Annotated in this window: 23 protein-coding genes; 12 read left to right on the forward strand and 11 right to left on the reverse strand. The window is 45.4% G+C overall.

Translation table 11 applies throughout. The annotated features are described in order from the left end of the window. The first annotated feature begins 8 nt into the window (after positions 1-8). From T497_RS0102455 to T497_RS17255, 7 genes are all read left to right on the forward strand, one after another. Positions 9-743, forward strand: coding sequence for a hypothetical protein (locus tag T497_RS0102455; protein WP_028514259.1), 735 nt, complete (start codon positions 9-11; stop codon positions 741-743). A 561-nt stretch (positions 744-1,304) separates the two neighbouring features. Then, on the forward strand, positions 1,305-1,748 hold the full coding sequence (locus T497_RS0102460; protein WP_028514260.1) for a hypothetical protein: 444 nt from the start codon (positions 1,305-1,307) through the stop codon (positions 1,746-1,748). 217 nt (positions 1,749-1,965) lie between these two features. Continuing rightward, complete coding sequence (locus T497_RS0102465; protein ID WP_028514261.1) at positions 1,966-2,802, forward strand: CAP domain-containing protein; 837 nt, start codon at positions 1,966-1,968, stop codon at positions 2,800-2,802. 250 nt (positions 2,803-3,052) lie between these two features. Continuing rightward, entirely contained in the window at positions 3,053-3,619 is a 567-nt protein-coding gene (locus tag T497_RS0102470) for an RNA polymerase sigma factor (RefSeq protein WP_028514262.1), read from the forward strand. A 14-nt stretch (positions 3,620-3,633) separates the two neighbouring features. After that, positions 3,634-4,791, forward strand: a complete 1,158-nt coding sequence (locus tag T497_RS0102475; protein ID WP_028514263.1) for a hypothetical protein — start codon at positions 3,634-3,636, stop codon at positions 4,789-4,791. Positions 4,792-5,102: 311 nt separating this feature from the next. Further along, the gene (locus T497_RS17250; RefSeq protein WP_051530466.1) at positions 5,103-5,816 is read left to right on the forward strand and encodes a type II secretion system protein; all 714 of its coding nucleotides are present in this window, start codon (positions 5,103-5,105) and stop codon (positions 5,814-5,816) included. A gap of 245 nt (positions 5,817-6,061) precedes the next feature. Continuing rightward, positions 6,062-8,506, forward strand: a complete 2,445-nt coding sequence (locus tag T497_RS17255) for a glycoside hydrolase family 11 protein (protein WP_051530468.1) — start codon at positions 6,062-6,064, stop codon at positions 8,504-8,506. A 39-nt stretch (positions 8,507-8,545) separates the two neighbouring features. Here the strand turns inward: T497_RS17255 and T497_RS0102490 are convergent, their stop codons facing one another. From T497_RS0102490 to T497_RS0102500, 3 genes are all read right to left on the reverse strand, one after another. Continuing rightward, complete coding sequence (locus T497_RS0102490; protein WP_028514264.1) at positions 8,546-9,772, reverse strand: DUF4349 domain-containing protein; 1,227 nt, start codon at positions 9,770-9,772, stop codon at positions 8,546-8,548. 335 nt (positions 9,773-10,107) lie between these two features. After that, a complete protein-coding gene (locus T497_RS0102495) occupies positions 10,108-10,500 on the reverse strand; it encodes a helix-turn-helix domain-containing protein (RefSeq protein WP_028514265.1) in 393 nt (130 codons plus the stop codon). Between the two features lie 3 nt (positions 10,501-10,503). Next, positions 10,504-11,478: a CPBP family intramembrane glutamic endopeptidase gene (locus T497_RS0102500; protein ID WP_028514266.1), complete on the reverse strand. Its 975-nt coding sequence runs from the start codon at positions 11,476-11,478 to the stop codon at positions 10,504-10,506. Positions 11,479-12,305: 827 nt separating this feature from the next. Between T497_RS0102500 and T497_RS0102505 the strand changes: the two genes are divergently transcribed. From T497_RS0102505 to T497_RS0102520, 4 genes are read left to right on the forward strand one after another with little or no spacing between them, the layout of a single operon-like run. Further along, positions 12,306-12,746 carry a MarR family winged helix-turn-helix transcriptional regulator gene (locus T497_RS0102505; RefSeq protein WP_028514267.1) on the forward strand — a complete coding sequence of 147 codons (441 nt, stop codon included), beginning with the start codon at positions 12,306-12,308 and terminating at the stop codon, positions 12,744-12,746. Between the two features lie 22 nt (positions 12,747-12,768). Further along, entirely contained in the window at positions 12,769-13,317 is a 549-nt protein-coding gene (locus tag T497_RS0102510) for a glutathione peroxidase (RefSeq protein WP_028514268.1), read from the forward strand. A 4-nt stretch (positions 13,318-13,321) separates the two neighbouring features. Continuing rightward, on the forward strand, positions 13,322-14,413 hold the full coding sequence (locus T497_RS0102515) for a radical SAM protein (RefSeq protein ID WP_028514269.1): 1,092 nt from the start codon (positions 13,322-13,324) through the stop codon (positions 14,411-14,413). Between the two features lie 13 nt (positions 14,414-14,426). Beyond that, on the forward strand, positions 14,427-15,119 hold the full coding sequence (locus T497_RS0102520) for a Pr6Pr family membrane protein (protein ID WP_028514270.1): 693 nt from the start codon (positions 14,427-14,429) through the stop codon (positions 15,117-15,119). Between the two features lie 96 nt (positions 15,120-15,215). Here the strand turns inward: T497_RS0102520 and T497_RS18730 are convergent, their stop codons facing one another. From T497_RS18730 to T497_RS0102545, 5 genes are read right to left on the reverse strand one after another with little or no spacing between them, the layout of a single operon-like run. Continuing rightward, positions 15,216-15,464 (reverse strand): aldo/keto reductase, encoded by a 249-nt coding sequence (locus T497_RS18730; RefSeq protein ID WP_028514271.1) that lies wholly within the window; start codon positions 15,462-15,464, stop codon positions 15,216-15,218. After that, on the reverse strand, positions 15,443-15,736 hold the full coding sequence (locus tag T497_RS18735) for an aldo/keto reductase (protein ID WP_028514272.1): 294 nt from the start codon (positions 15,734-15,736) through the stop codon (positions 15,443-15,445). Before T497_RS18735 ends, T497_RS18730 begins: the two co-directional genes overlap by 22 nt. 9 nt (positions 15,737-15,745) lie before the next feature. Then, entirely contained in the window at positions 15,746-16,321 is a 576-nt protein-coding gene (locus tag T497_RS0102535; protein WP_028514273.1) for a TetR/AcrR family transcriptional regulator, read from the reverse strand. A gap of 15 nt (positions 16,322-16,336) precedes the next feature. Beyond that, a complete protein-coding gene (locus T497_RS0102540) occupies positions 16,337-17,188 on the reverse strand; it encodes an aldo/keto reductase (protein WP_207640324.1) in 852 nt (283 codons plus the stop codon). Between the two features lie 12 nt (positions 17,189-17,200). Next, complete coding sequence (locus T497_RS0102545) at positions 17,201-17,707, reverse strand: flavodoxin (RefSeq protein WP_028514275.1); 507 nt, start codon at positions 17,705-17,707, stop codon at positions 17,201-17,203. Between the two features lie 292 nt (positions 17,708-17,999). Between T497_RS0102545 and T497_RS0102550 the strand changes: the two genes are divergently transcribed. Next, on the forward strand, positions 18,000-18,188 hold the full coding sequence (locus T497_RS0102550; protein WP_028514276.1) for a helix-turn-helix domain-containing protein: 189 nt from the start codon (positions 18,000-18,002) through the stop codon (positions 18,186-18,188). A gap of 34 nt (positions 18,189-18,222) precedes the next feature. On the opposite strand, the gene T497_RS0102555 is transcribed toward T497_RS0102550, so the two are convergent. The 3 genes from T497_RS0102555 to T497_RS0102565 are packed head-to-tail and all read right to left on the reverse strand — an operon-like array spanning position 18,223 to position 19,817. Continuing rightward, positions 18,223-18,978, reverse strand: coding sequence for a carboxymuconolactone decarboxylase family protein (locus T497_RS0102555; protein WP_028514277.1), 756 nt, complete (start codon positions 18,976-18,978; stop codon positions 18,223-18,225). A gap of 8 nt (positions 18,979-18,986) precedes the next feature. Next, positions 18,987-19,319, reverse strand: a complete 333-nt coding sequence (locus tag T497_RS0102560; RefSeq protein WP_028514278.1) for a putative quinol monooxygenase — start codon at positions 19,317-19,319, stop codon at positions 18,987-18,989. Positions 19,320-19,334: 15 nt separating this feature from the next. Next, positions 19,335-19,817 (reverse strand): flavodoxin, encoded by a 483-nt coding sequence (locus T497_RS0102565; RefSeq protein ID WP_028514279.1) that lies wholly within the window; start codon positions 19,815-19,817, stop codon positions 19,335-19,337. Between the last annotated feature and the right edge of the window lie 28 nt (positions 19,818-19,845).

Below are 19,845 nucleotides of genomic sequence, written 5' to 3' on the forward strand. Positions count from 1 at the left end.
GGAAAAACATGGATATCAGAAAAATAACGGCGGCTGCGGCGGCTTTAGCAATGCTCTGCACGGCAGCCTCATGCAGCTCAGAGGAAAAGAAAAGCAGCACTAATAACACTCCGAAAGCGGCTTCCGAAACTGTTTCGGAGTCCGTTGAGGGTGTTGACGCCAACGACGCTGTGGACGCTGTATCGGGAGACGCCTACCTTGCTATAGCAGACGAGGGCTTCACCGTGCAGTATCTCGGCGACAAGGATGACAACAAGAGCAATCAGCTCTCATATGACGCAGGTATCGCCCATATCAAGGGCAACGGCGACTACATCGTAAGCGTTACCGCAGATACCAACGGCTTCAGATATGATACAACAGGCGATATAAACGGCGAATTTGTCGTTAAGGGACTTGGCTTTGCGGCTGTCATCATCGACGACGCGGAAAAGACCATGCCCAACGCAGTTATCACTGTCAAGGGTATCAAGGTGGACGGCAAGGATATCGAGCTGAAAAAGAAGAGCTACACCAACACGGAAAGCGGCTCTGTACGCGCCAATATCTTCAACGAATGGGTAAGCGACGACGGTCTGCCTGCGGACGCAAAATGTGCCGAGGGAGCTCTCTTCAAGGACGGGAACAATGCCTCTCCCAGCGATATAAACGACGGCGGCTACTCCGCACAGATAGTCAGCAGAGACGATTTCTCGGAGTGGAAAAATGTAGAAGTAAATTTCTCCGTTTCAGGACTGGAGTGAAAAAAGCGCACACTGTGCGCTTTTTTTATTGAGAATTGGCGGCTCATGGAATTATTGTGCAGGATGCGATGTCTACATCGCACCGCGTGGTCTTGGAGAAATTTAACGGGCTGATGTGGGCATCAGCCCCTACAGCATAATATGGCAGAAGCATAATCTCACTGGTTTTCCGTGAGGTTTTTTTCTTTAATTCAGCTTTCTATCACAAAACGCACATATCCATATTCTATAATACAGTCAGGACAGCAGAAAAGGGAAAAAATAGTGTTCAAGACATCTTCATTTTTCATATAAACCACCCTAAAGGTCAAAGCGCTCGGATTCGGGCGCTTTTTCCCTTTTCAGGACACTTTTTCGCGTGAAAAATAAATTGCAGTTTTTTGCCGCGTTCCTTGCTGTTTTTGAAAATATATGCTATAAGCGGCGAGCCGCCGCACCCTTTTTCGCGCTGTTATACGTACAAAAGGAAAGATTTCTCCGCGTATGTTGCTTTTTCTATATTTTTATGATATAATTACTATAGCATTTTAAACAAAAAATGCATGATTGGAGGAAATAACCATGGAAAACAATATCGAGATCACAAACAAGGCAATTGCAGCTTTCCGCGAAATACTTGACAAGCGCGGAATATCTTACGACCTTAACCAGAACGACGGAAATATGATAAGATTCCGCACACAGCTCCCGAGCTTTGAGGGAGTTACTCCTTATGTCATTATCCATTACAACGAGGAGAACGGAGCACTCAGCCTTGCTCTCACAGGTATCGCTACATTTATACAGGGCGATCCCGACATTTATAAGTTAGTAAACGACTTCAACGCCGATCCTGCAAATTTTGCCTGCAAGATGTTCGTTGAGCCCGAGGGACACATTGACGTGCTCACAAATGCTATCATCAAAAAGGACGATGTATGCGAGCTCATCGAGGAGTATCTCAAGATAAATATCCTTGCAACTGATAAATATTACGGACAGATAGCTGATAAAATTGCTAAGTAATTGCGAACATTTATAAAGATTAACAATATATAGCCAAAAAACTTAATTATTTTTCGGATAAGCAAAGGCTGAAAATACGAGCGGTATAATTTTTGTTGTACAAAACGTAGAATTTCATTGTGAAATTTGCTAATTTGCCCTAAACCCCCTTTAAATTTATATTTACTTGTGCTAAAATATAATTACAGAAGAAATCCATTTTAAAGGGGGTACAGGTATGAGTAATGTTAAGAAATTCTGGTGTGAACTGACAGCTGTATTGCTTGCTGCAGTCATGGTATGCTGCTCTTTGCTTAGCTATCCTGGCAGAGCTCATGCCGCAAAAAGATTATCAGACGATGAGATCAAGGAAGTATCCGACAGGATAATAGTTCTTGTTAATGAAGCAAGAGCGGAAGAAGGTCTTGAGCCTATGACAGCGCTCCCTTACCTTAATGACAAGGCGCGTGAGCGTGCAAGAGAAGCTATGACTAAGTTCAGCCACTGGCGTCCGAGATGGGACGGCAAGCCCGACGATAATGATAACATCTTCGCTACTATCATAGACGACAATCTTGTACCGTATGCTGTTGTTGGCGAGAATCTGGCAGGCGGTTTCCCGACTGCGGAAGAGACATTTGCACAGTGGAAAAATTCTCCCGCACACTGGGCTGCAATAATGAATCCTGAATATACACACATAGGCGTTGGCGGCGGTTATGATGACAATACCCAGTATAAGTATTACTGGTGTCAGCTCTTCGTAACTATCGACGGCGGCAGGAGCGGAGTCCTCTCAGGCGAGTATATCCCCGAAAGATATAAGACCAAGCCCGTGGATACAGGCGATATAAACGGCGATCAGGAGATAAATTCCTTTGACCTTATCACTATCAACAAGTATCTGGCAGGCAAGGTTAAGCTCAATGACCTCCAGCTTGAAAGTGCGGATATCCTTAAAGACGGAGCTGTAACATCTGCTGACGTGCTCGTGCTCAGAAAGTACATACTTGGCAAGATAAAGTCAGTTCCGCTCACAATGGACGAATATATTATTCAAATGGCAAACGGCTGATGAATATTAATATCGTCTGCATTAAAACAGGTTACGATTGAAAAGGAAATATAAGAAAGTGTGTTCATGGTAAAAACGGCTGAAATTTCAGCCGTTTTTACTTTTATAGGGACTTGGCGGATAATGAAAAATGTGGTAATATTATAGTAAATGAAAAAATTTTCTCAGACCTTGCAGCACTTTCGCTTTCTGTCACGAATGTTGTTTATGAAAGGTCGATCTTATCACATAAACCAAAGGGGGAATGAACATGAACGGCAGCGAGCTTAAAGCGCTTTACAACGCCTCTGTTTCAGACTGTCACAGAGCGCTCATGCAGGAATACGGCAGATATGTCTATTCTATCGTTTTCAATAAGCTCAGGCTCTGCGGCACCCGTGAGGATATAGAGGAATGCTTCAGCGACGTTTTTGCCGATATATTCATAAAGCTGGACGACAATGAGCTTATGGAGGGCGACATAAAGGCTCTCATAGGCACTGTGGCAAAGCGCACCGCTATCGACAGATTCCGAAGCCTTACTGCCGCACAGAAGCACATTATAAGCACAGATGATGAGGATATGGAGAGGCTTGCCTCGGATATCAGCGTTGAGGCTCATGCCGAGGGTTCAGAACTCCGCAGGCTGCTCCTGAGCAAGATACGGGAGCTGGGCGAGCCTGACGCCACTATCCTGATACAGAAATACTATTATAACCTGAAATCGGAGGAAATAGCCGGAAATGTCTCCATGACGGCTTCGTCGGTGAGGTCGAGATGTACAAGGGCTATGGAAAAGCTTCGGGTGAAGCTTGCCGAGATAGGTATTACTGAGTGAAAGGGGGAGCAGCTGTGAAAGAAAAAGAGATTTTTGACAAGCTTGTCAATGCAGAGGACGATACTATGGATATTCTTACCGATATGTGTCCCGAGATTACAGACGCAGAGCTTGACAGGCTCCTTGCGGTGACAGAAAGGAAATACAAAATGAAAAAGAAAGATAAAGACAGAGCAGAGAAAGATAATGATATAACTATGTCCGAAAACGAGGTCAGCGGAGTTGAGCGTGTAAGACGTCCTGCATGGCTGACGCCCATAGCAACAGCGGCTTCGGTAGTTCTTGTGGCAGGGATAGTTCTGGGCAGCGTAATAATGCTGAACAGGCAGGCAAAAAGCGGAAACGGCAGCGGTGTGGACCAGCCTGCGGTAACGGCAACAACTGCCGATATAACGGAAATCACGACAACAGGTACAGGTACTTCCGTGACAAATACAGCTTCGACAACTCAGACGACAACAGAGACAACTGCTGAAACTACGCTGTATACTACAGTGCCGTTTGTTGCCCCTGCGGCGGAGGATATATATGTTGACAATGAGCTGGGGGATATAGCCCTTGAACTGTTCAAAGAATATGACGAAATAGATCTGCTGCGAAACGCAGCGGGCGTTGAAGTCGATACTCAAGACGGTCTTAGATTCGCTGCCGATCCCGAAGTAGAGATCTGGAGCACTTGTTATGATACTCATCAAGGAGAAAAAGGTATAGCGTATTATATTCATGTTACCGACAGCCGATTCAGCTGCCTTGAGGATATCAGGCGCTATCTGCGGTCTGTATTGTCTGAAGGACTCTATGAACGGCTGTTTGGAGATTCAATGGCTTCGGGCTTTGACGAGCTGGAACAAAACGAAGTTTTAGACAAGGAGCATATGAAACAATGGATAGAATACAGAGGAAAGCTGTATCAATATTGTCCATACGGAGGCTGGGGAAAGCTGCCTGTCGTTTTTTCCGACAGTTATCCTGTTATAATCGCTGATAAAACCGAGACATCATGTACTGCATATTTTCCTGAGTGGTATATTGAAGTCGATAATTTTGAAAACTGCGTCTGCATGGAAGTAAAGCTTATACTTGATCCTGAATTTAATGACTGGCGTATTGATAACGTTCAACAGTTTGAGGGCAGGCACTACGGAGAGCTTTATGATATGATTAACAGCTGATGCAATGCAGATAAGAGTTTTTCCTGTCAAGCATATTTATACATAATTTTTATAGCTGAAATATCATTCCAATATGTATAAAACATATGCTGCGGCACTTGTTACGTTTTACAAATAGTAATGCTTCTGATTGTTTAAAACTCCGAAATAGCACCTTCACAGTTGAATGTTCATAAAATATACATCATTTTTGTTGAAAATTGTGGTATTATATAACTATAGAAAAGGATAGATCTGAAAGTGATTCAGGTGCCGGGCGAAAAGGCACTTGATAGATCGGAATCGGTCAACTGTTAAAGGAGGTGAAGAGTATGATGAAAAGAAAAGGCTTTACATTGATAGAATTAATAGTTATTCTGGCAATAATCGGCGTTCTTGGTGCCATGCTCTTACCTTCTTTAATGGGATATGTCGAAAATGCAAAGAAGAAAGCTACAGTTCAGAACGGAAAAACTATCTATATGTCGGCAATGCTTGCACTGACTACCGACGAAGCTGCATGGGAGTCGTTCTATACTCCGCAGAACAACTGGGTGGCATACGAAGCTACTGAGGACGGTTGTATAGTGAATACAACTACTGAGTACAAAGGTGTTTCAAGTACATATTCAAAGAAAATAACAAATCTCAAATCTCCCCTTGAGCAGGAAGGAAATTATCGCTTTACCGTGGTTGCAAGAGTTGACGGTTACAATCATGATACAGGCGGCGACTGGAGCAATCCTCATGACATAACTAATGTTTTCAGAACATGGAATTATTCTGACCGGAGATACAAGACCTTTGTAGATGCAATGTGCAAAGATCTTAATATGAAAATGGGTTTGAAGAATGATGGCGATTTTCCGGTCAAAATGCCTTACCGTAAGCGTGAGGACGGCGGCAGCCTGAAGCTGATACGCTGGCTGGTAGTCTATAGGCTCGATGATCCATCCAAGGTGGAGATATGGGCAGGAGACGGCTATAAGTGCGAAAACGGCCCTGCATACCGAGTTTATCCCGATCCTGCGATTAATTATAAGTGATCTATGCGGATCAAATAAGTGTAAAACCTGTGTGAGCGCTTCCGTGATATCGGGAGCGCTTGCATTTTGTTTTATTATGCGGTTTTTTTCAACTTTTTTGCTGTATAATCTTTACAAATCTTTGCAAATGGTGTATATTATAATTGTAAACATTCGGCAGGCGACATAATAGGCAGAAAGGTCTCCTGCACCGTGAGACCGAACCAAAACAAAAATAGGCAAAAAATCAAGCAAGGAGTGATACTATGGGCTTAAAAGGCTTCAAACGTGTTATCAGCACGACTATCTCGGCGATGCTGCTGGCAGCAGGCGTACCCTCGGTTCCTGCTGTAAATGCTGCCGACGCTCAGGAGCGCGGCAACATAGGCGGCTATGATTACGAGATGTGGAACCAGAACGGTCAGGGACAGGTGTCCATGAAGCCGTCGGCAGGTTCCTTTACCTGCTCGTGGAGCAACATCGAGAACTTTCTCGCTCGTATGGGCAAGAACTATGACAGCCAGAAAAAGAGGTACAAGCAGATAGGAGAGGATATAACTCTGACCTATGACGTTGAGTATACCCCAAGAGGCAATTCCTATATGTGCGTTTACGGCTGGACAAGGAATCCTCTCATGGAATACTACATCGTAGAGGGCTGGGGCGACTGGCGTCCGCCGGGAAATAACGGCGTAGAGTCAAAGGGAACAGTTACTCTTGACGGCAATAAGTATGATATCTGCAAGAGTATGCGCTACAATCAGCCGTCACTTGACGGTACACAGACATTCCCGCAGTACTGGAGCGTCCGTCAGACCAGCGGTTCGAGGAACAATACTCAGAATAATATGAAGGGTACTGTCCATGTCGGCAGGCACTTTGACGCATGGTCAAACGCAGGTCTTGACATGAGCGGAACTCTTTATGAGGTATCCCTCAATATCGAGGGCTACAGGTCAAACGGCTCGGCGAACGTAAAGAGCGTAAGAGTATACGCCGACGGAAGAATGTTTGATCCAAGTGAGCAGACAGACGATACTACTCCTGTTAAGACTGTAGAGCCCGATCAGAACGGAGATTATTTAACAAGCACATTTGAGAACGGCGCAGGCGGCTGGGGATCAAGAGGTTCAAATTCTGCTGAAATAGTTTCTACAGACTTCTATGAAGGCAGCAAGTCGCTTTATGTTTCGGAGAGAGCGAATGATTGGCATGGCTGTGGTATCTTACTTGATACAGCCGCATTTGCACCCGGCGCTACATATAGCTTCAGTACGGCTGTGCTTCAGAAATCGGGACATGATGTTACTATGCAGATGTCGCTCCAGCAAGGCGACGGAAACAGTGCTGCCTACACTAAGATAGCCGACTGCACCGCAAAGAGCGGCGAGTGGACAAAGCTGGAAAATACTGAGTTCACTATCCCCGACAACAGCGGCGATATGCTGCTTTATATCGAAACTCCCGAGGGTTCAGATGAATTCTGCGATTTCTATATCGACGCAGTTCAGGTATCAGAGAAAGGTAAGAGCTCTGCTGTTGTAACGGGACAGGGTACGGTTACTGATAAGATTGTATACACCGATACTTCAAGCACAGGCGGAACTGCTCTTTCCAAGACCGATACCATAAAGATAATGCCTATCGGCGATTCTATCACCTTTGGCATGGGCGAAACAGGCGGCTACAGAAAGTACCTGTACAACGACCTCAAGCAGAAGGGCTACACCAAGATAGACATGGTAGGTCCTCAGGGACAGAACAGCGCTAACTTCAACGGTATGTCCTATGATGACAATAACGCAGGCTACAGCGGCTTTACTATCAAGCAGCAGCGCAACAGCTGGAGCAACGACAGCGGACTTTATGAAAAGCTCAAGAATCTGGATGCTGTTAAAAAGGCTCAGCCTGACATCGTTCTCCTTATCATCGGTACGAATGATATGACGGCTAACCGTTCTATGAGCGACTGCGAGAAGGACCTCCACACTCTCATGGATTATATCCTCAATGATATCCCCGAGGGCAGCGTGGTGTTCATGGGCTCTATCCCTGAGTTTACAGAATACGGCGGAAATCCCACAAGAACTGCAAACTATAACAGCACAGTCAAGAAAGTGGCTGAGTCCTATGCAAGTCAGGGCAAGAATGTCAAGTTTGCGGACGTTCACGGCTGTCTCGACGGCATGAATGATATCGGCAGTGACAAGCTCCACCCCAATGGAACAGGCTATAAGAAAATGGGCACATTCTGGGCAGATACTATCGACAAATATGTTGCTGCTTCTGCACCTGTAGTTACGACCACTACAACTACCACAACAACAACTACTACTACCACCACCACCACAACTACAACAAGCACCACAACGACTACGACTCCTACAACTACCTCCACAACATCGACTACTACATCGACAGCGACAACAACTCCCGAGACCACTACTACAACAGCTCCGCAGCCTGCAGTTACAAAGGCAGGCGACGCAAATAACGACGGCAATGTTGATATGTCTGACGTAGTTCTTATCATGCAGGCTCTGGCTAATCCGAATAAATATGGTATAGGCGGAACAGATGAAAAGGCTATAACAGAGCAGGGCTGGATAAACGGCGACGTTGATAAGTCCACAGAGGGTATCACATCAAATGACGCTCTCAGGATACAGGAATTCCTCCTTGGCAAGGTTAAGGAGCTTTTATCGAAATAATGCAAAAAGGCGTGACTTTTGTCACGCCTTTTTCAGTATTTATTTCTTGTTTTCGTTGGGGTTGGGGTTATTGTTCTGCGCAGGAGCATTATTTGGTGCGCTGTTTGGAGCTGCCGACGGAGCATTGTTTGGCTTCACAGGCTGATTTGCCGCTGGTGCGCCGCCCTGCATCGGCTGATTGTTCGGCATAGGTGCAGGCGGTATGGGAGCAGGCGGATTGCCCTGCATAGGCATATTGTTTCCGTTTGGGAAGAGGGGAGCGCTGCTTATTTTGCCGCTCTTTACCATTTCCTCATAGCGCTTTTTCTTGGACTTTTCGCTTGCCTTTACGATGAACTTCACTATCTTCACGATGATGAATGTGATTATACCGATGAGAAGCAGATATGGCAGTATCCTGATAATTACAAAGAGTGCGCCCTCGAGGAAGCTGAGGAAGGTGCTCCACGTGCTTGAAAGGGTGTTGCTCAGTCTCTGACCGAAGGTATCGGTCTTTTTCACAACAGGTTTATCGGTATACTCGCGGACCTCGTTAAGGGTGAGGTCTACATATGAATAAGCAACGTCGTTTTCGATGTTGTTCATGCGAGTTTTTATCCTTGCTATCTCTATCTGTATGTTGGTGAGCTCCTCCTCGACGGATATAGCCTTGTTCTGGTCCTTTATCTCTTTGAGCATTTCGAGGTAGCGGTCCTCTTTTGCTTCATAAATGCTGAGAGTTGTCTTGAGGTCGGAGTATTCCGTGGTCAGATTGTCTACAGAGGCGTTTTTCTTTCGCATATCGCCTACGGATTCGGCTGATTTGCAGAAATCATCGTATTTCGCACTGGGGACTCTTATTGTAGCATGGAAGTTCTTCCATTTCTGCTCGTCGTTGTAGAGCCACTGGCTTGTGTCGCCGCCGTCTGAGTAGCTCTCGTTTTCAATAAAACCGCCGTAGCTTTTGATATATTCGTGTATCTGGTCAACTGCCTTATTGAAGTCGAGAACGTCAATGCTCATATTGCAGGAGTAGACCAGCATTTGTGTGTTGATTACCTTGACGTCGGACTGCTTGTAATCTACGTTGAGAAGCTCAGGCTCTTCAAGCTCGGACGGAGCATTGGTTTCAAGCTCGGCATTGTCGTCGCTCTTGTAGTATTCGCCTGCCTCGGCGTTGCGCGGAGCTCTGTCGAGTGCTGATATTGTATTGTTTTCTGCCTTGCTGCCGCAGGCTGAAAGCAGGAGAGTGCTTGCGAGAGCGGCTGCTAATAGTGTTTTTTTCATGGAAGGTGCCTCCTTTTTTCGTGGTTTTTATATATCATACCACTTTTTTTATACTGAGTCAACGAATATATCATAACAATTAAATTAAAATTCGGTAACTTAGCACTAAGAATACGCAGTTCCTTTGCGTGGGTTTGTACTTAATAAGTGTCAGAAAACGGCAGAATTGCTGCACGGCAGTTAATTTTTCGGCATATCAGACAAAACAGGCTGCTCCGATTAGTGCACAGCGACGGTTTCTGCTTTGAGCAGAAAAAGAAAAGCATAGGTTTTGGATATCAATATGAAAGCCCCTGCGATTTGCAGGGGCTCAGCTTTATTATTAAGTTGTATGCTTACTTCGGAAAGCCGTTCAGGGCAACGTATATTATGAATGATATCAAATCTATCGCAAGGAATATTCCAAGAGCAATTGCGCCTATTTTCAAGCCTTTTTTGGCTTTTTTTCTGTTTTTGTCCGTAAGGACTTTCTCTTTTATATCGGTATACAGCTCCGACTTTGCAGTCTGAGGGGCAGGAGCAGGCTCGGGAGCCTTGTCCAGAACAAGCTCGTCAAGGGATATGCCGAAAAGGTCACTGATAGCGACGAGCTTCTCCATATCGGGCGTAGAATCGCCGACTTCCCATTTTGATACGGTCTGACGCGATACGTTCAGACGGTTGGCGAGCTCCTCCTGTGAAAAGCCCTTTTGCTTTCTGAGCTCATAAAGCTTGTTATTGAATTCCATAATTCACGCCTGCCTTTCTGTATTGTCTTTTTTATATGAATACCACAGCAGTACAGCTCCAGCAGCTATTGCTGCGTTGGTGATAATGCTTGCTTCTATGCCGTATATGCCGCCGTTAAGGAGATTTGCTGCCTCTGCGTGCATATTGATGACAGATGTCGTACCCTCGCTGCCGCTGAGGTTAAGTCCGAGAACGCAGCTCAGGCAGAAATTCCAGTGCGAATGAAGTCCGCAGGCTGCCCATATGCTCTTGGTGCGGAGTGTAATGAACGAGAACAAGCATGAAATAACTGCTAAATTTATCACTCCTGAGATGATAAACTGCGGCTCCGAACCGCCAAGTGTGCTGAGGTGGGGAAGAGTGAACACAAGGGCGTTTGCGCCGACAGCAACGGGCATGGAGACCTTGCCTTTAAGTCCGTGGAAGACTACTCCTCGGGAAAGGAACTCCTCAGCCGCACCCTGTACGGCATATCCGCCGAACATGAGCGGCATTGTTATATCGAGATCCGTTGAAACACCGTCGAACTTTATAGTACCTGTTACCATTATAGCAGAAACCGAGACAATAAGCAACAGTATACCCACGACTGCGCCTATGAACCAGCCGCTGATATTCTTGGTGACGCCCATTTCGGAGAGCTTTCTTTTTTCTATCAGCTTCCAGTAGAGGACGCTTGCGGCGATAACAACTATCATGCCGTAGAGCTTAATGAGCATCATTATGTCGTCGCTGAACATCTCTCCGTGTAAAAAGTTTTTGCCGCAGGCAAAGAGTCCGCCGATAACGAGTCCCTCTGCAAGAAAGATACCTGTCCAATAGCAAAGGTAGAAAGCGAACACTTTTTTCAGTACCAGCAGTACCGACGGCATATCAGTTCTGTTATTGAAAGGACTGATATTTTTTAAGAATGTTTTTAATGCTCCGATGTTTTTCTGACCAACCGAGCTTTGGTTCAATACGATACTTTTTTTCATAAATGATTCCTCCCTCTATCGCTGAGCGATAGTTCCTTTGATGAATCCATAGTATCATTTTTGCTCGTATAAGTCTACCAACTGTGGCTGGAAATCCGTCAACGGACGTTAACAATCCTGTTAAGCACGGTTGCATTGGTTATTTATAGGCATTTGTGAAAATGGGCTACTGTGGGCTCTCAAATGCGAAGTTTCATGTCAGTTCAGAAAAACAATAAAGAAAGTCCCCTTAGCTGAGGGGACTTTTGTATTAGACAGCAACGAAAAAAGCACTTCCGATTTCTCGAAAGTGCCTATTTCATGAGGGTGGGTAGTGGGATTCGAACCCACGGTCTTCGGGACCACAAGCCTATGCTGACGGATATTCCACAGTTTTGGTGGTTTTATCAGAATACTGTTTTGAGCCTATATTTCGAGGGCTTGAGCAGATTTGTCTTGTAATGCCTTTGCAGAAAAAATTGTCTAACTGTAGGAAAAATATAGCAGACAATTACTGTTGATACTTCACTTTTCACTGGTTGCGACACAGGCTGCAATAAGCGAAAATAAGTAATTCGGAAATATACTCAGATTGGCTATTTTACGCTGGATCTGGACGATGCTAAAGAATACCTTTACGCAAAGTCTACGAAGCGTAGGATACTAAGTTGGCGTGATATTCACGTTAATGTGTTTATCTGATTAAAAACAATGAGTCCTCACAGTTTTGGCTGTGAGGACTTTTTTGTCTGAAGTTAAATATCAAAAATAAAGCAAGGGTACTTGACAAACAGATTTATATTTGATACAATATAATTGTAAACAACATAAATTGAGGAGGCAGAACAATGGAATACAACTACAAGGAAGCTATGAAGATAGAAAACCAGCTCTGTTTTCCGCTATATGCTGCGGCAAGAACTGTAACGAGCTTATATACGCCGTATCTGAAGGAGATGAATCTGACCTACACGCAGTATATAGTCATGCTTGTTCTGTGGGAGAAGGACGGCGTTACTGTCGGAGAAATATGCAAAAAACTCATGCTTGACAACGGTACGGTTTCGCCTCTTCTTAAAAAGATGAGCACTCTCGGATATCTCGAAAGGATACACAGTAAGGACGATGAACGTGCAGTCCTCATTTATCTGACCGAACAGGGCAGAGCCTTGCAGGAACAGGCAAAGGATATCCCTGTGAAGGTTGGAAAGTGCGTAAAACTCAGTCCCGAAAAGGCAAAGCAGCTCTATTCGCTGCTGTATGAATTATTGGAAGAAAATGATATCTGACTATCTGAAAGGAGCATGAAGTATGAAAACAGTGTACGATTTTATGGTGAAAGACCGCGCAGGCAACGACGTAAGTCTCAGTGATTATAATGGTAAGGTGCTGCTTATCGTGAATACAGCTACGGGATGCGGATTTACACCGCATTATGAGCCGCTTGAAACTATGTACAAGGAATTACGAGACAAAGGCTTCGAGATACTCGATTTTCCTTGCAATCAGTTCGCAAATCAGGCTCCCGGCAGCGAGGACGAGATACATCAATTCTGCACGCTCAAATTCGGTACGGAGTTCCCACAGTTCGCAAAGATAGATGTTAACGGCGACAGCGCTGATCCGCTTTTCGCCTATCTTGCCACAGAAAAGCCATTTGCTGGCTTTGGCAAGGGGATTAAGAATGCAATGCTAAATAAGTTTGCTGATATGAATAATAAGAAGTTCGGAGATAAAGCGTATATCAAGTGGAACTTTACAAAATTCCTCGTTGACAGAACAGGTAAGGTTATCGCACGCTTTGAGCCTACAACTGATATGGCAGAGGTGCGCAAGTCTGTTAAAGAATTGCTTGGGTGAGACTATGAATGAAAAATTTGAACTTCAGGAATATCTGACAAAGGGTGTTGAGCGGATAGTAGGCGAAGCTGTCAGGGCAACGCTGAAAAACCCAAGGGAAAGTGCTTTTATGCTGAAATTTGCAGCAGCGAGCCGAGTTGCCTCCAAACGCCGCAGGAAAGCCGAAGATAATGGCGAGCACATCCCCCCGTTCCTCATCGCAAGTATCACAAGTAAATGCAATCTTCATTGTGCAGGCTGTTATTCACGGTGCAATCATGCCACTGTTGATTCCGAGCCTGTGAAACAGCTCACAGACGCGGAATGGCTGAGGATATTCGATGAGGCAGACGAAATGGGTATAAGCTTCATCCTTCTCGCAGGCGGTGAACCTATGCTACGGCGGGATATCATCGAAACCGCAGGGCAGAAGCAGAATATACTCTTTCCGATCTTTACTAACGGCGCTTTCATGGACGAACGCTATTTAGAGCTTTTCGATAAATGCCGCAACCTTATCCCTGTCATGAGCATTGAAGGCAACCGTGAGCAGACCGATTCACGGCGCGGCTCCGGAATTTATGATAAACTTATCTCCAATATGGACGAGTTCAGAAAACACGGACTTGTTTTCGGAGCATCTGTTACTGTTACAACGCATAACTATAAAGAAGTGACTTCTGATGCTTTTATAGCCAGTCTTTCTGAAAAAGGCTGCAAAGCGGTCATATTTGTGGAGTATGTTCCTGTAACCGATGAAAGTCGCGAGCTTGCTCCGGGCGATGTACAGAGAGAGTACCTGATGAACAAGATACAGCATCTGCGTGAGGAACGTCCCGAAATGGTTTATATCTCATTCCCGGGAGATGAAAAAAGTTCGGGAGGCTGTGTTGCAGCCGGCCGAGGCTTCTTCCACATCAATTCTCATGGCGGAGCTGAGCCCTGTCCGTTCTCGCCGTATTCTGATATCAATGTGAAGGATACATCACTTCGTGAGGCTTTGCATTCTCCGCTGTTTACAGCTCTCAGAAGTGGCGATATCCTGCTTGACGATCACGACGGAGGCTGCGTTCTTTACGAAAAGAAAGCACAGGTAGAGGCACTTTTAAAGCTCTGAAGGAAGTGAAACTATGAATACGTTTACGCCGAAACAAAAGGCAGTCTCATGTGTTCTGAAAATTGTAGTGATCTTTTCAGCGATACTTGGTACTTTTCTGAGTGCTTATGCAGGACGGCATTCTTTTATGGGCGGCAGCCGTGTTTTCATGTACTTCACGATACAGTCCAATATTGCCATCGCCATAATATGTGCGGCAGGTCTGAAAGGACTGTTCAGGAACAAATCCATCAGTGACCTGTGGTGGGTAATAAAATTCGTAGGAACAGTTTCAATCACTCTTACGGGAGCAGTCTTCTGTTTTGTATTGGCTCCAACACTTGGGAATGCGGCGTGGAATCTGCAAAACATACTGACTCACGTTGTCGTTCCTGTCGCTGCGATAATTGACTTTTTTGTAGTCGGAGTCAGCAGCAATATCAAGAAGAGTAACACGTTCTGGGTGATAGTTCCGCCAATTCTGTATGCTGTCTACGCTGGCATTGGATATGTCGAAAACTGGCAGTTTGCGGAAGGTTATAATTATCCGTACTTCTTCCTCAACTGGGGAAGTTCTGCCGGAGCATTCGGCTTCACCGACGAGCTGCCGTTCATGGGCTGTGCGTGGTGGATAATTTCCCTTTTTGTAGTACTGCTGATAGTCGGATATCTGTATCTGAAAATAGTAGATATACTGAAAAGGTTTAAGAATCGGAATCCGTCTTAATAGTCTTTATGAAGAATGATAAGATTTCTATCTGAATAAAACAACAGAGTCTTCACAGTTTCGGCTGTGAGGACTTTTTTGTCTTGTGATAATGATTTAAAAACCGCCAAGCCCTCTGTGACCGTAAACCCTGCACTTGTTCAGTTCGGTTTCAAGTGCGGTGAATTCATCATCCGTCAGCTCAACCTGTGAGGCAGTCAGATTCTCAATGATACGCTCCTTGTTCTTTGAACCCGGTATCGGAACGACATTCGGATACTTATGCAGCATCCACGCAAGAGATATTTGTGCAGGCGTTGAGTTTTTCTTATTTGCAAATTCTCTCAGCATTTCCACGATTGGCATATTGCTCTCAAGTTTCGGCGTGAGAGCTGCGGCACCCAGTTACGCACATCTTCAAGCGCCTTTCCGACAATCAGCTCATTATGCCCGATTCCCGAAAGATCTGGGCTGTAGACCTCTGCCGTATCAAAAAAGGTACAGCCGTGGCGGTAAGCGTTTTGTATTGCTTCAATGCTGTATTCCTCGGACGGTATTTTACCGTAGCCGTGAGAAAAAGCCATACAGCCCATTCCAACAGCAGAAACTTCAATATCACGCAGTATTCTTGTCTTCATACGCTCGCCTCATTTGAAAAATCCCTTGACGCCGCCAAGCACGAGCTTGTTCGTCAGTTCTATGATCTCCTCGACCGACTGCTGTTTGCCTTCTTCTACCCACTGCCTGTAAATGCCGAGAACCGAGTTGTTGACAAAGTTCAGCAGCATACTTTGCTGATATTCGGGCAAAGCACCGTATTTCTTTGAACTGCTCCAGCCTGCGTGATTGACCTCTTTTATCATACCGCTGCGGATATAGTGATAGGACTCGCTGCCTGCACAGGTGATCTTCTCATAGGCAAATCCTTTTTCCTCTGAAAACAGGAAAAACTCACGGTTCACCTTGTCAAGCTCATCAGGCAGCCTGAAATTCTTGATACGCTCGATGTACTCCGCAGCATACTCCGACTGCAGTTCTGCAAGCAGATCATCAAGCGTGGGATAGTAAACGTAAAAGGTCTTTTTGTTTATCATCGCACGGCTGCAAAGTTCTGTTACCCTGATCTTGCCGTAGTCCATTTCACATATCATCTGCTCAAACACGCTTTTGATAGAGTCTATTGTCCTGCGTACTCTGAGATCTTCGCTGCCTGTCAGTATCATAGTAGTCCTCCCGTTTTAGTCAGCCGGATGCCATGCTCCGAGGTTTGCCTCCTGCTGTTCAAGCGTCATGTTGAAGAAACGCTTTCCGCAGTCAAGTGTTCTGATCTCAGCCATTTCATCGGCGGTCAGCTCAAAGTCAAAAATATCGAAGTTCTCTTTCATATGCTGAGGATTTGTTGTTCTGGGGAATACGATAGTACCCTCCTGGATATGCCAGCGTAAAATTATCTGCACATTGGTCTTGCCATATTTCCGAGCCAGTTTCGTGAATACAGCCTCACCGATAAGCCCCTTATCGCCGTGACCGATCGGATACCAGCTTTCGATGACGGTACCGTGCTTTTCGATACGCTTTTTCAATGCGTTCTGCTGATAGTAAGGGTGGCACTCCACTTGCAGAACAGAGGGCTTGATATCAGCCGCTTCGCAGATCTCCTCAAGGCGTTCGCTCTCAAAGTTGCTGATACCGATAGACTTTACCTTGTCTGCCTTAACAGCCTTCTCCATGTCCTTCCAGGCACCGAGATAATCGCCGAACTGCTGATGCAGCAGGAGAAGGTCGATATAGTCGGTACCGAGCCTGTCAAGCATCTTGTCGATAGCTGCAGCGGTCTTGCCCGCGCCGTATTCGTGCGGCCAGAGCTTTGTGGTGATCCACACTTCTTCACGGGGAACGCCGCTGTTCCTGACTGCCTTGCCGACGCTGCGCTCGTTCTGATAAGCGTGAGCCGTGTCGATGTGGCGGACGCCAATTTTCAGCGCGTCAAGCACCGCATTGTAAGCAGCTTCTCCCTCCGGAATCTGATAAACGCCAAGTCCGAACTGCGGGATCTTCGTACCGTCATTCAAAGTGATGTAAGTCTGCATAATTATACCTCCTCAGATAAGTTTGTTGTTTTTAAGCCACTTTTCAATAGTGGACTTTGCGCCTTTTACGCCACTGCCCGTGAGAGAAAGTCCCTCGCCGACATTTGCATATTTCTTTATGTCCGAAACGCTTTTGCCAAGTCCGCTGCCCTCGTTGGTGCAGAGCGGGTAGACCGTCTTGCCGTTCAGATCAGCGTTATCGAGGAACGTGAACACCGCCATCGGCATCGTTCCCCAGTAGTTGGGATAAGCGAGAATGATCGTGTCATAGCCGGAAACATCGGGCATCTCTTTCAGCTCGGGGCGAGCTTTTTCTCTCAGATGAGCCTTTGCTTCTTCGATACAGGTCATATAGTCAGCGGAGTAAGGCTGCACCATTTCGAGCTTGAAGCTGTCATAGCCTGTCAGCTCGGTGATGTGCTGTACTGCGATCTCAGTGTTGCCAACCTCCACATACTTCATCGAACCTCCGAAATAGTTTTCATCTGCTCTTGAAAAATAAATAACGATAGCGTTCATATTAGTTCCTCCTTTGCGATTTAGGTAACTCCTGTTCCTTATGTGCTTATTGTAGCATATTTATTCTGATAATTCAACGGGCAGTTTCATTTAAACGGTTACATATGTAACGGTTAGCGTGAAAAGGTTACTTATCTATTTGAGAAATTAAAGCATGCTGTTTTCTGATATTCACGTCAATGTGTTTATCTGAGTATAACAATGAGTCCTCACAGCCAAAACTGATATAATCCCCTTAGAGTAGACACGCAAAATATCAAAAATCGTGTTCTAAATAAAGGGGGGTATTTTTATGACAAGAAAAGTTAAGCTTTCAGATGAAGAAAGAATAGCTGCAGTGCAAGAATATTTAGATGGAAAAGGTAGCTTTCGCTCTTTAGCAATGAAATATGGCGTTAGCTATACTTGTATTAAGGAATGGGTTGAAAGAGCAAAAGCACAAGGAATGCTTAAATTGATGCTTCGTTTTTGTTTTCTATAAAGAGTAAGGCAGCCATCGGCTGCCTTCACATATACTATTTCAGTTTATTGTAATCCTGTTCGGAAACTGTCTCGCACCATTCCGTACTGCAATCCTCGCCCTGAATCTCAACCGCAAGATGTGCAAACCAACTGTCCTTAGCCGCACCATGCCAGTGCTTGACCTCGGCAGGGATATTCACAATATCGCCCGGATTTAATTCTCTTGCTTCCTTGCCATACTCTTGATACCAGCCACGACCGCCGACACAGATCAGCATCTGACCGCCGCCGCTTTTTGCGTGGTGGATATGCCAATTATTGCGGCAGGCAGGCTCAAAGGTCACGTTGTAGATCGGTATTTGTTCCGTGGAAACAGGCGCAAGATAGCTTTGTCCCACAAAGTAATCGCCATAGGGATTCGGTTCGCCTATGGGAAATATTATCTCGTTTTGGAACTTGTTCTTATCGGAAACGGCAGGAGCGTTATCCGCATAAACTTCCTTAGCGATATTGAACACCGCCCATGCGTGAGGCCAGCCAGCATAAAAAGCAGTGTGAGTAATGACTGCTGCCATTTCTCTCTGCGATACGCCGTGATTCTTAGCGTTCTGGATATGATAGCGGATAGAATTATCCGTCACGCCCTGAGACATGAGGGCTACCACTGTGATAATAGACCGCGTTTTCAGGTCAATATCGGTATTGTTCCAATTCTCACCAAACAGGATATCATCGTTGAAATGTGCAAAGTCGTGAGCGAACTCACCGAGAGCCTCTCTTCCTGCTGTCTGCACTATCTTTTCAGTCATTGTGACACCTACTTCCTTATGAATTCCTCGTCCTTGTCAGGTATGCCGCCCTCATCACTGACATATCGCTCCACCGTCATGTGAAGATCGTATTTGTCCCGAAGCTCTGCCATCTTCTGCATCATGGGCGATGCGTGGTGACGGTCGATAGCCGCCTGATCTGTCCATTCATCTTTCAGCAGAACAGTTTCCGGATCATCAAATGAAAGATAATATTCATACCGCAGATTGCCGTTCTCATTTCTGATCACATCAACTGTTCCGCTTGAAGTCATCTCCTCTGCAAAAGCTCTGGCAGAGCCGCTTTTGCCTGTGTATCTTAGATTTACTACAATACTCATTGTATGCTCCTTTTATCAGATGCCAAGCGAATTGACCCAATCTTTCAGTTCACTTACAGAAGCATTTGCGCTGAAACGCTTGCCGTCCTTGATAACAGCACTGTCGGACACACTGGGGCGAAGCTCCTTTGCAGAATTGCCCATACCGCTTCCGCCGGATGTTGCAAATAAAATGATCGTCTTGCCAGAAAAATCATAGGCTTCAAGGAATGTGTTGATAATAGTAGGCGCAACATACCACCATATCGGGAAACCAACGAAGATAGTATCGTAGTCAGCGATATTTGTATCTGTATCAGCGATAGCAGGACGGAAGGACTTGTCTTTCATCTCGACAGAGCTTCTGCTGTTCTTGTCTTGCCAGTTGAGATCAGCGTTTGTGTAGGGGGGTTCAGGACGTATTTCATAAATGTCTGCCCCTGCTGCTTCTGCGAGATTTTTTGCCAGTTTAGCGGTAACGCCGCTTGCTGAGAAATATGCTACTAATTTTTTACTCATAGTGATTACCTCCGTTTTATAGAATTAT

The sequence above is a fragment of the Ruminococcus flavefaciens MA2007 genome (genome assembly GCF_000621845.1).
GTDB classification, from domain to species: domain Bacteria; phylum Bacillota; class Clostridia; order Oscillospirales; family Ruminococcaceae; genus Ruminococcus; species Ruminococcus flavefaciens_E.

What these genes read in the sequence shown, in the direction of transcription:
- T497_RS0102455 (WP_028514259.1), top strand. Translation starts at nt 9, where the DNA reads ATGGATATCAGAAAAATAACGGCGGCTGCGGCGGCTTTAGCAATGCTC.
- T497_RS0102460 (WP_028514260.1), top strand. Translation starts at nt 1,305, where the DNA reads ATGGAAAACAATATCGAGATCACAAACAAGGCAATTGCAGCTTTCCGC.
- T497_RS0102465 (WP_028514261.1), top strand. Translation starts at nt 1,966, where the DNA reads ATGAGTAATGTTAAGAAATTCTGGTGTGAACTGACAGCTGTATTGCTT.
- T497_RS0102470 (WP_028514262.1), top strand. Translation starts at nt 3,053, where the DNA reads ATGAACGGCAGCGAGCTTAAAGCGCTTTACAACGCCTCTGTTTCAGAC.
- T497_RS17250 (WP_051530466.1), top strand. Translation starts at nt 5,103, where the DNA reads ATGATGAAAAGAAAAGGCTTTACATTGATAGAATTAATAGTTATTCTG.
- T497_RS17255 (WP_051530468.1), top strand. Translation starts at nt 6,062, where the DNA reads ATGGGCTTAAAAGGCTTCAAACGTGTTATCAGCACGACTATCTCGGCG.
- T497_RS0102490 (WP_028514264.1), bottom strand. Translation starts at nt 9,772, where the DNA reads ATGAAAAAAACACTATTAGCAGCCGCTCTCGCAAGCACTCTCCTGCTT.
- T497_RS0102495 (WP_028514265.1), bottom strand. Translation starts at nt 10,500, where the DNA reads ATGGAATTCAATAACAAGCTTTATGAGCTCAGAAAGCAAAAGGGCTTT.
- T497_RS0102500 (WP_028514266.1), bottom strand. Translation starts at nt 11,478, where the DNA reads ATGAAAAAAAGTATCGTATTGAACCAAAGCTCGGTTGGTCAGAAAAAC.
- T497_RS0102505 (WP_028514267.1), top strand. Translation starts at nt 12,306, where the DNA reads ATGGAATACAACTACAAGGAAGCTATGAAGATAGAAAACCAGCTCTGT.
- T497_RS0102510 (WP_028514268.1), top strand. Translation starts at nt 12,769, where the DNA reads ATGAAAACAGTGTACGATTTTATGGTGAAAGACCGCGCAGGCAACGAC.
- T497_RS0102515 (WP_028514269.1), top strand. Translation starts at nt 13,322, where the DNA reads ATGAATGAAAAATTTGAACTTCAGGAATATCTGACAAAGGGTGTTGAG.
- T497_RS0102520 (WP_028514270.1), top strand. Translation starts at nt 14,427, where the DNA reads ATGAATACGTTTACGCCGAAACAAAAGGCAGTCTCATGTGTTCTGAAA.
- T497_RS18730 (WP_028514271.1), bottom strand. Translation starts at nt 15,464, where the DNA reads ATGCCAATCGTGGAAATGCTGAGAGAATTTGCAAATAAGAAAAACTCA.
- T497_RS18735 (WP_028514272.1), bottom strand. Translation starts at nt 15,736, where the DNA reads ATGAAGACAAGAATACTGCGTGATATTGAAGTTTCTGCTGTTGGAATG.
- T497_RS0102535 (WP_028514273.1), bottom strand. Translation starts at nt 16,321, where the DNA reads ATGATACTGACAGGCAGCGAAGATCTCAGAGTACGCAGGACAATAGAC.
- T497_RS0102540 (WP_207640324.1), bottom strand. Translation starts at nt 17,188, where the DNA reads ATGCAGACTTACATCACTTTGAATGACGGTACGAAGATCCCGCAGTTC.
- T497_RS0102545 (WP_028514275.1), bottom strand. Translation starts at nt 17,707, where the DNA reads ATGAACGCTATCGTTATTTATTTTTCAAGAGCAGATGAAAACTATTTC.
- T497_RS0102550 (WP_028514276.1), top strand. Translation starts at nt 18,000, where the DNA reads ATGACAAGAAAAGTTAAGCTTTCAGATGAAGAAAGAATAGCTGCAGTG.
- T497_RS0102555 (WP_028514277.1), bottom strand. Translation starts at nt 18,978, where the DNA reads ATGACTGAAAAGATAGTGCAGACAGCAGGAAGAGAGGCTCTCGGTGAG.
- T497_RS0102560 (WP_028514278.1), bottom strand. Translation starts at nt 19,319, where the DNA reads ATGAGTATTGTAGTAAATCTAAGATACACAGGCAAAAGCGGCTCTGCC.
- T497_RS0102565 (WP_028514279.1), bottom strand. Translation starts at nt 19,817, where the DNA reads ATGAGTAAAAAATTAGTAGCATATTTCTCAGCAAGCGGCGTTACCGCT.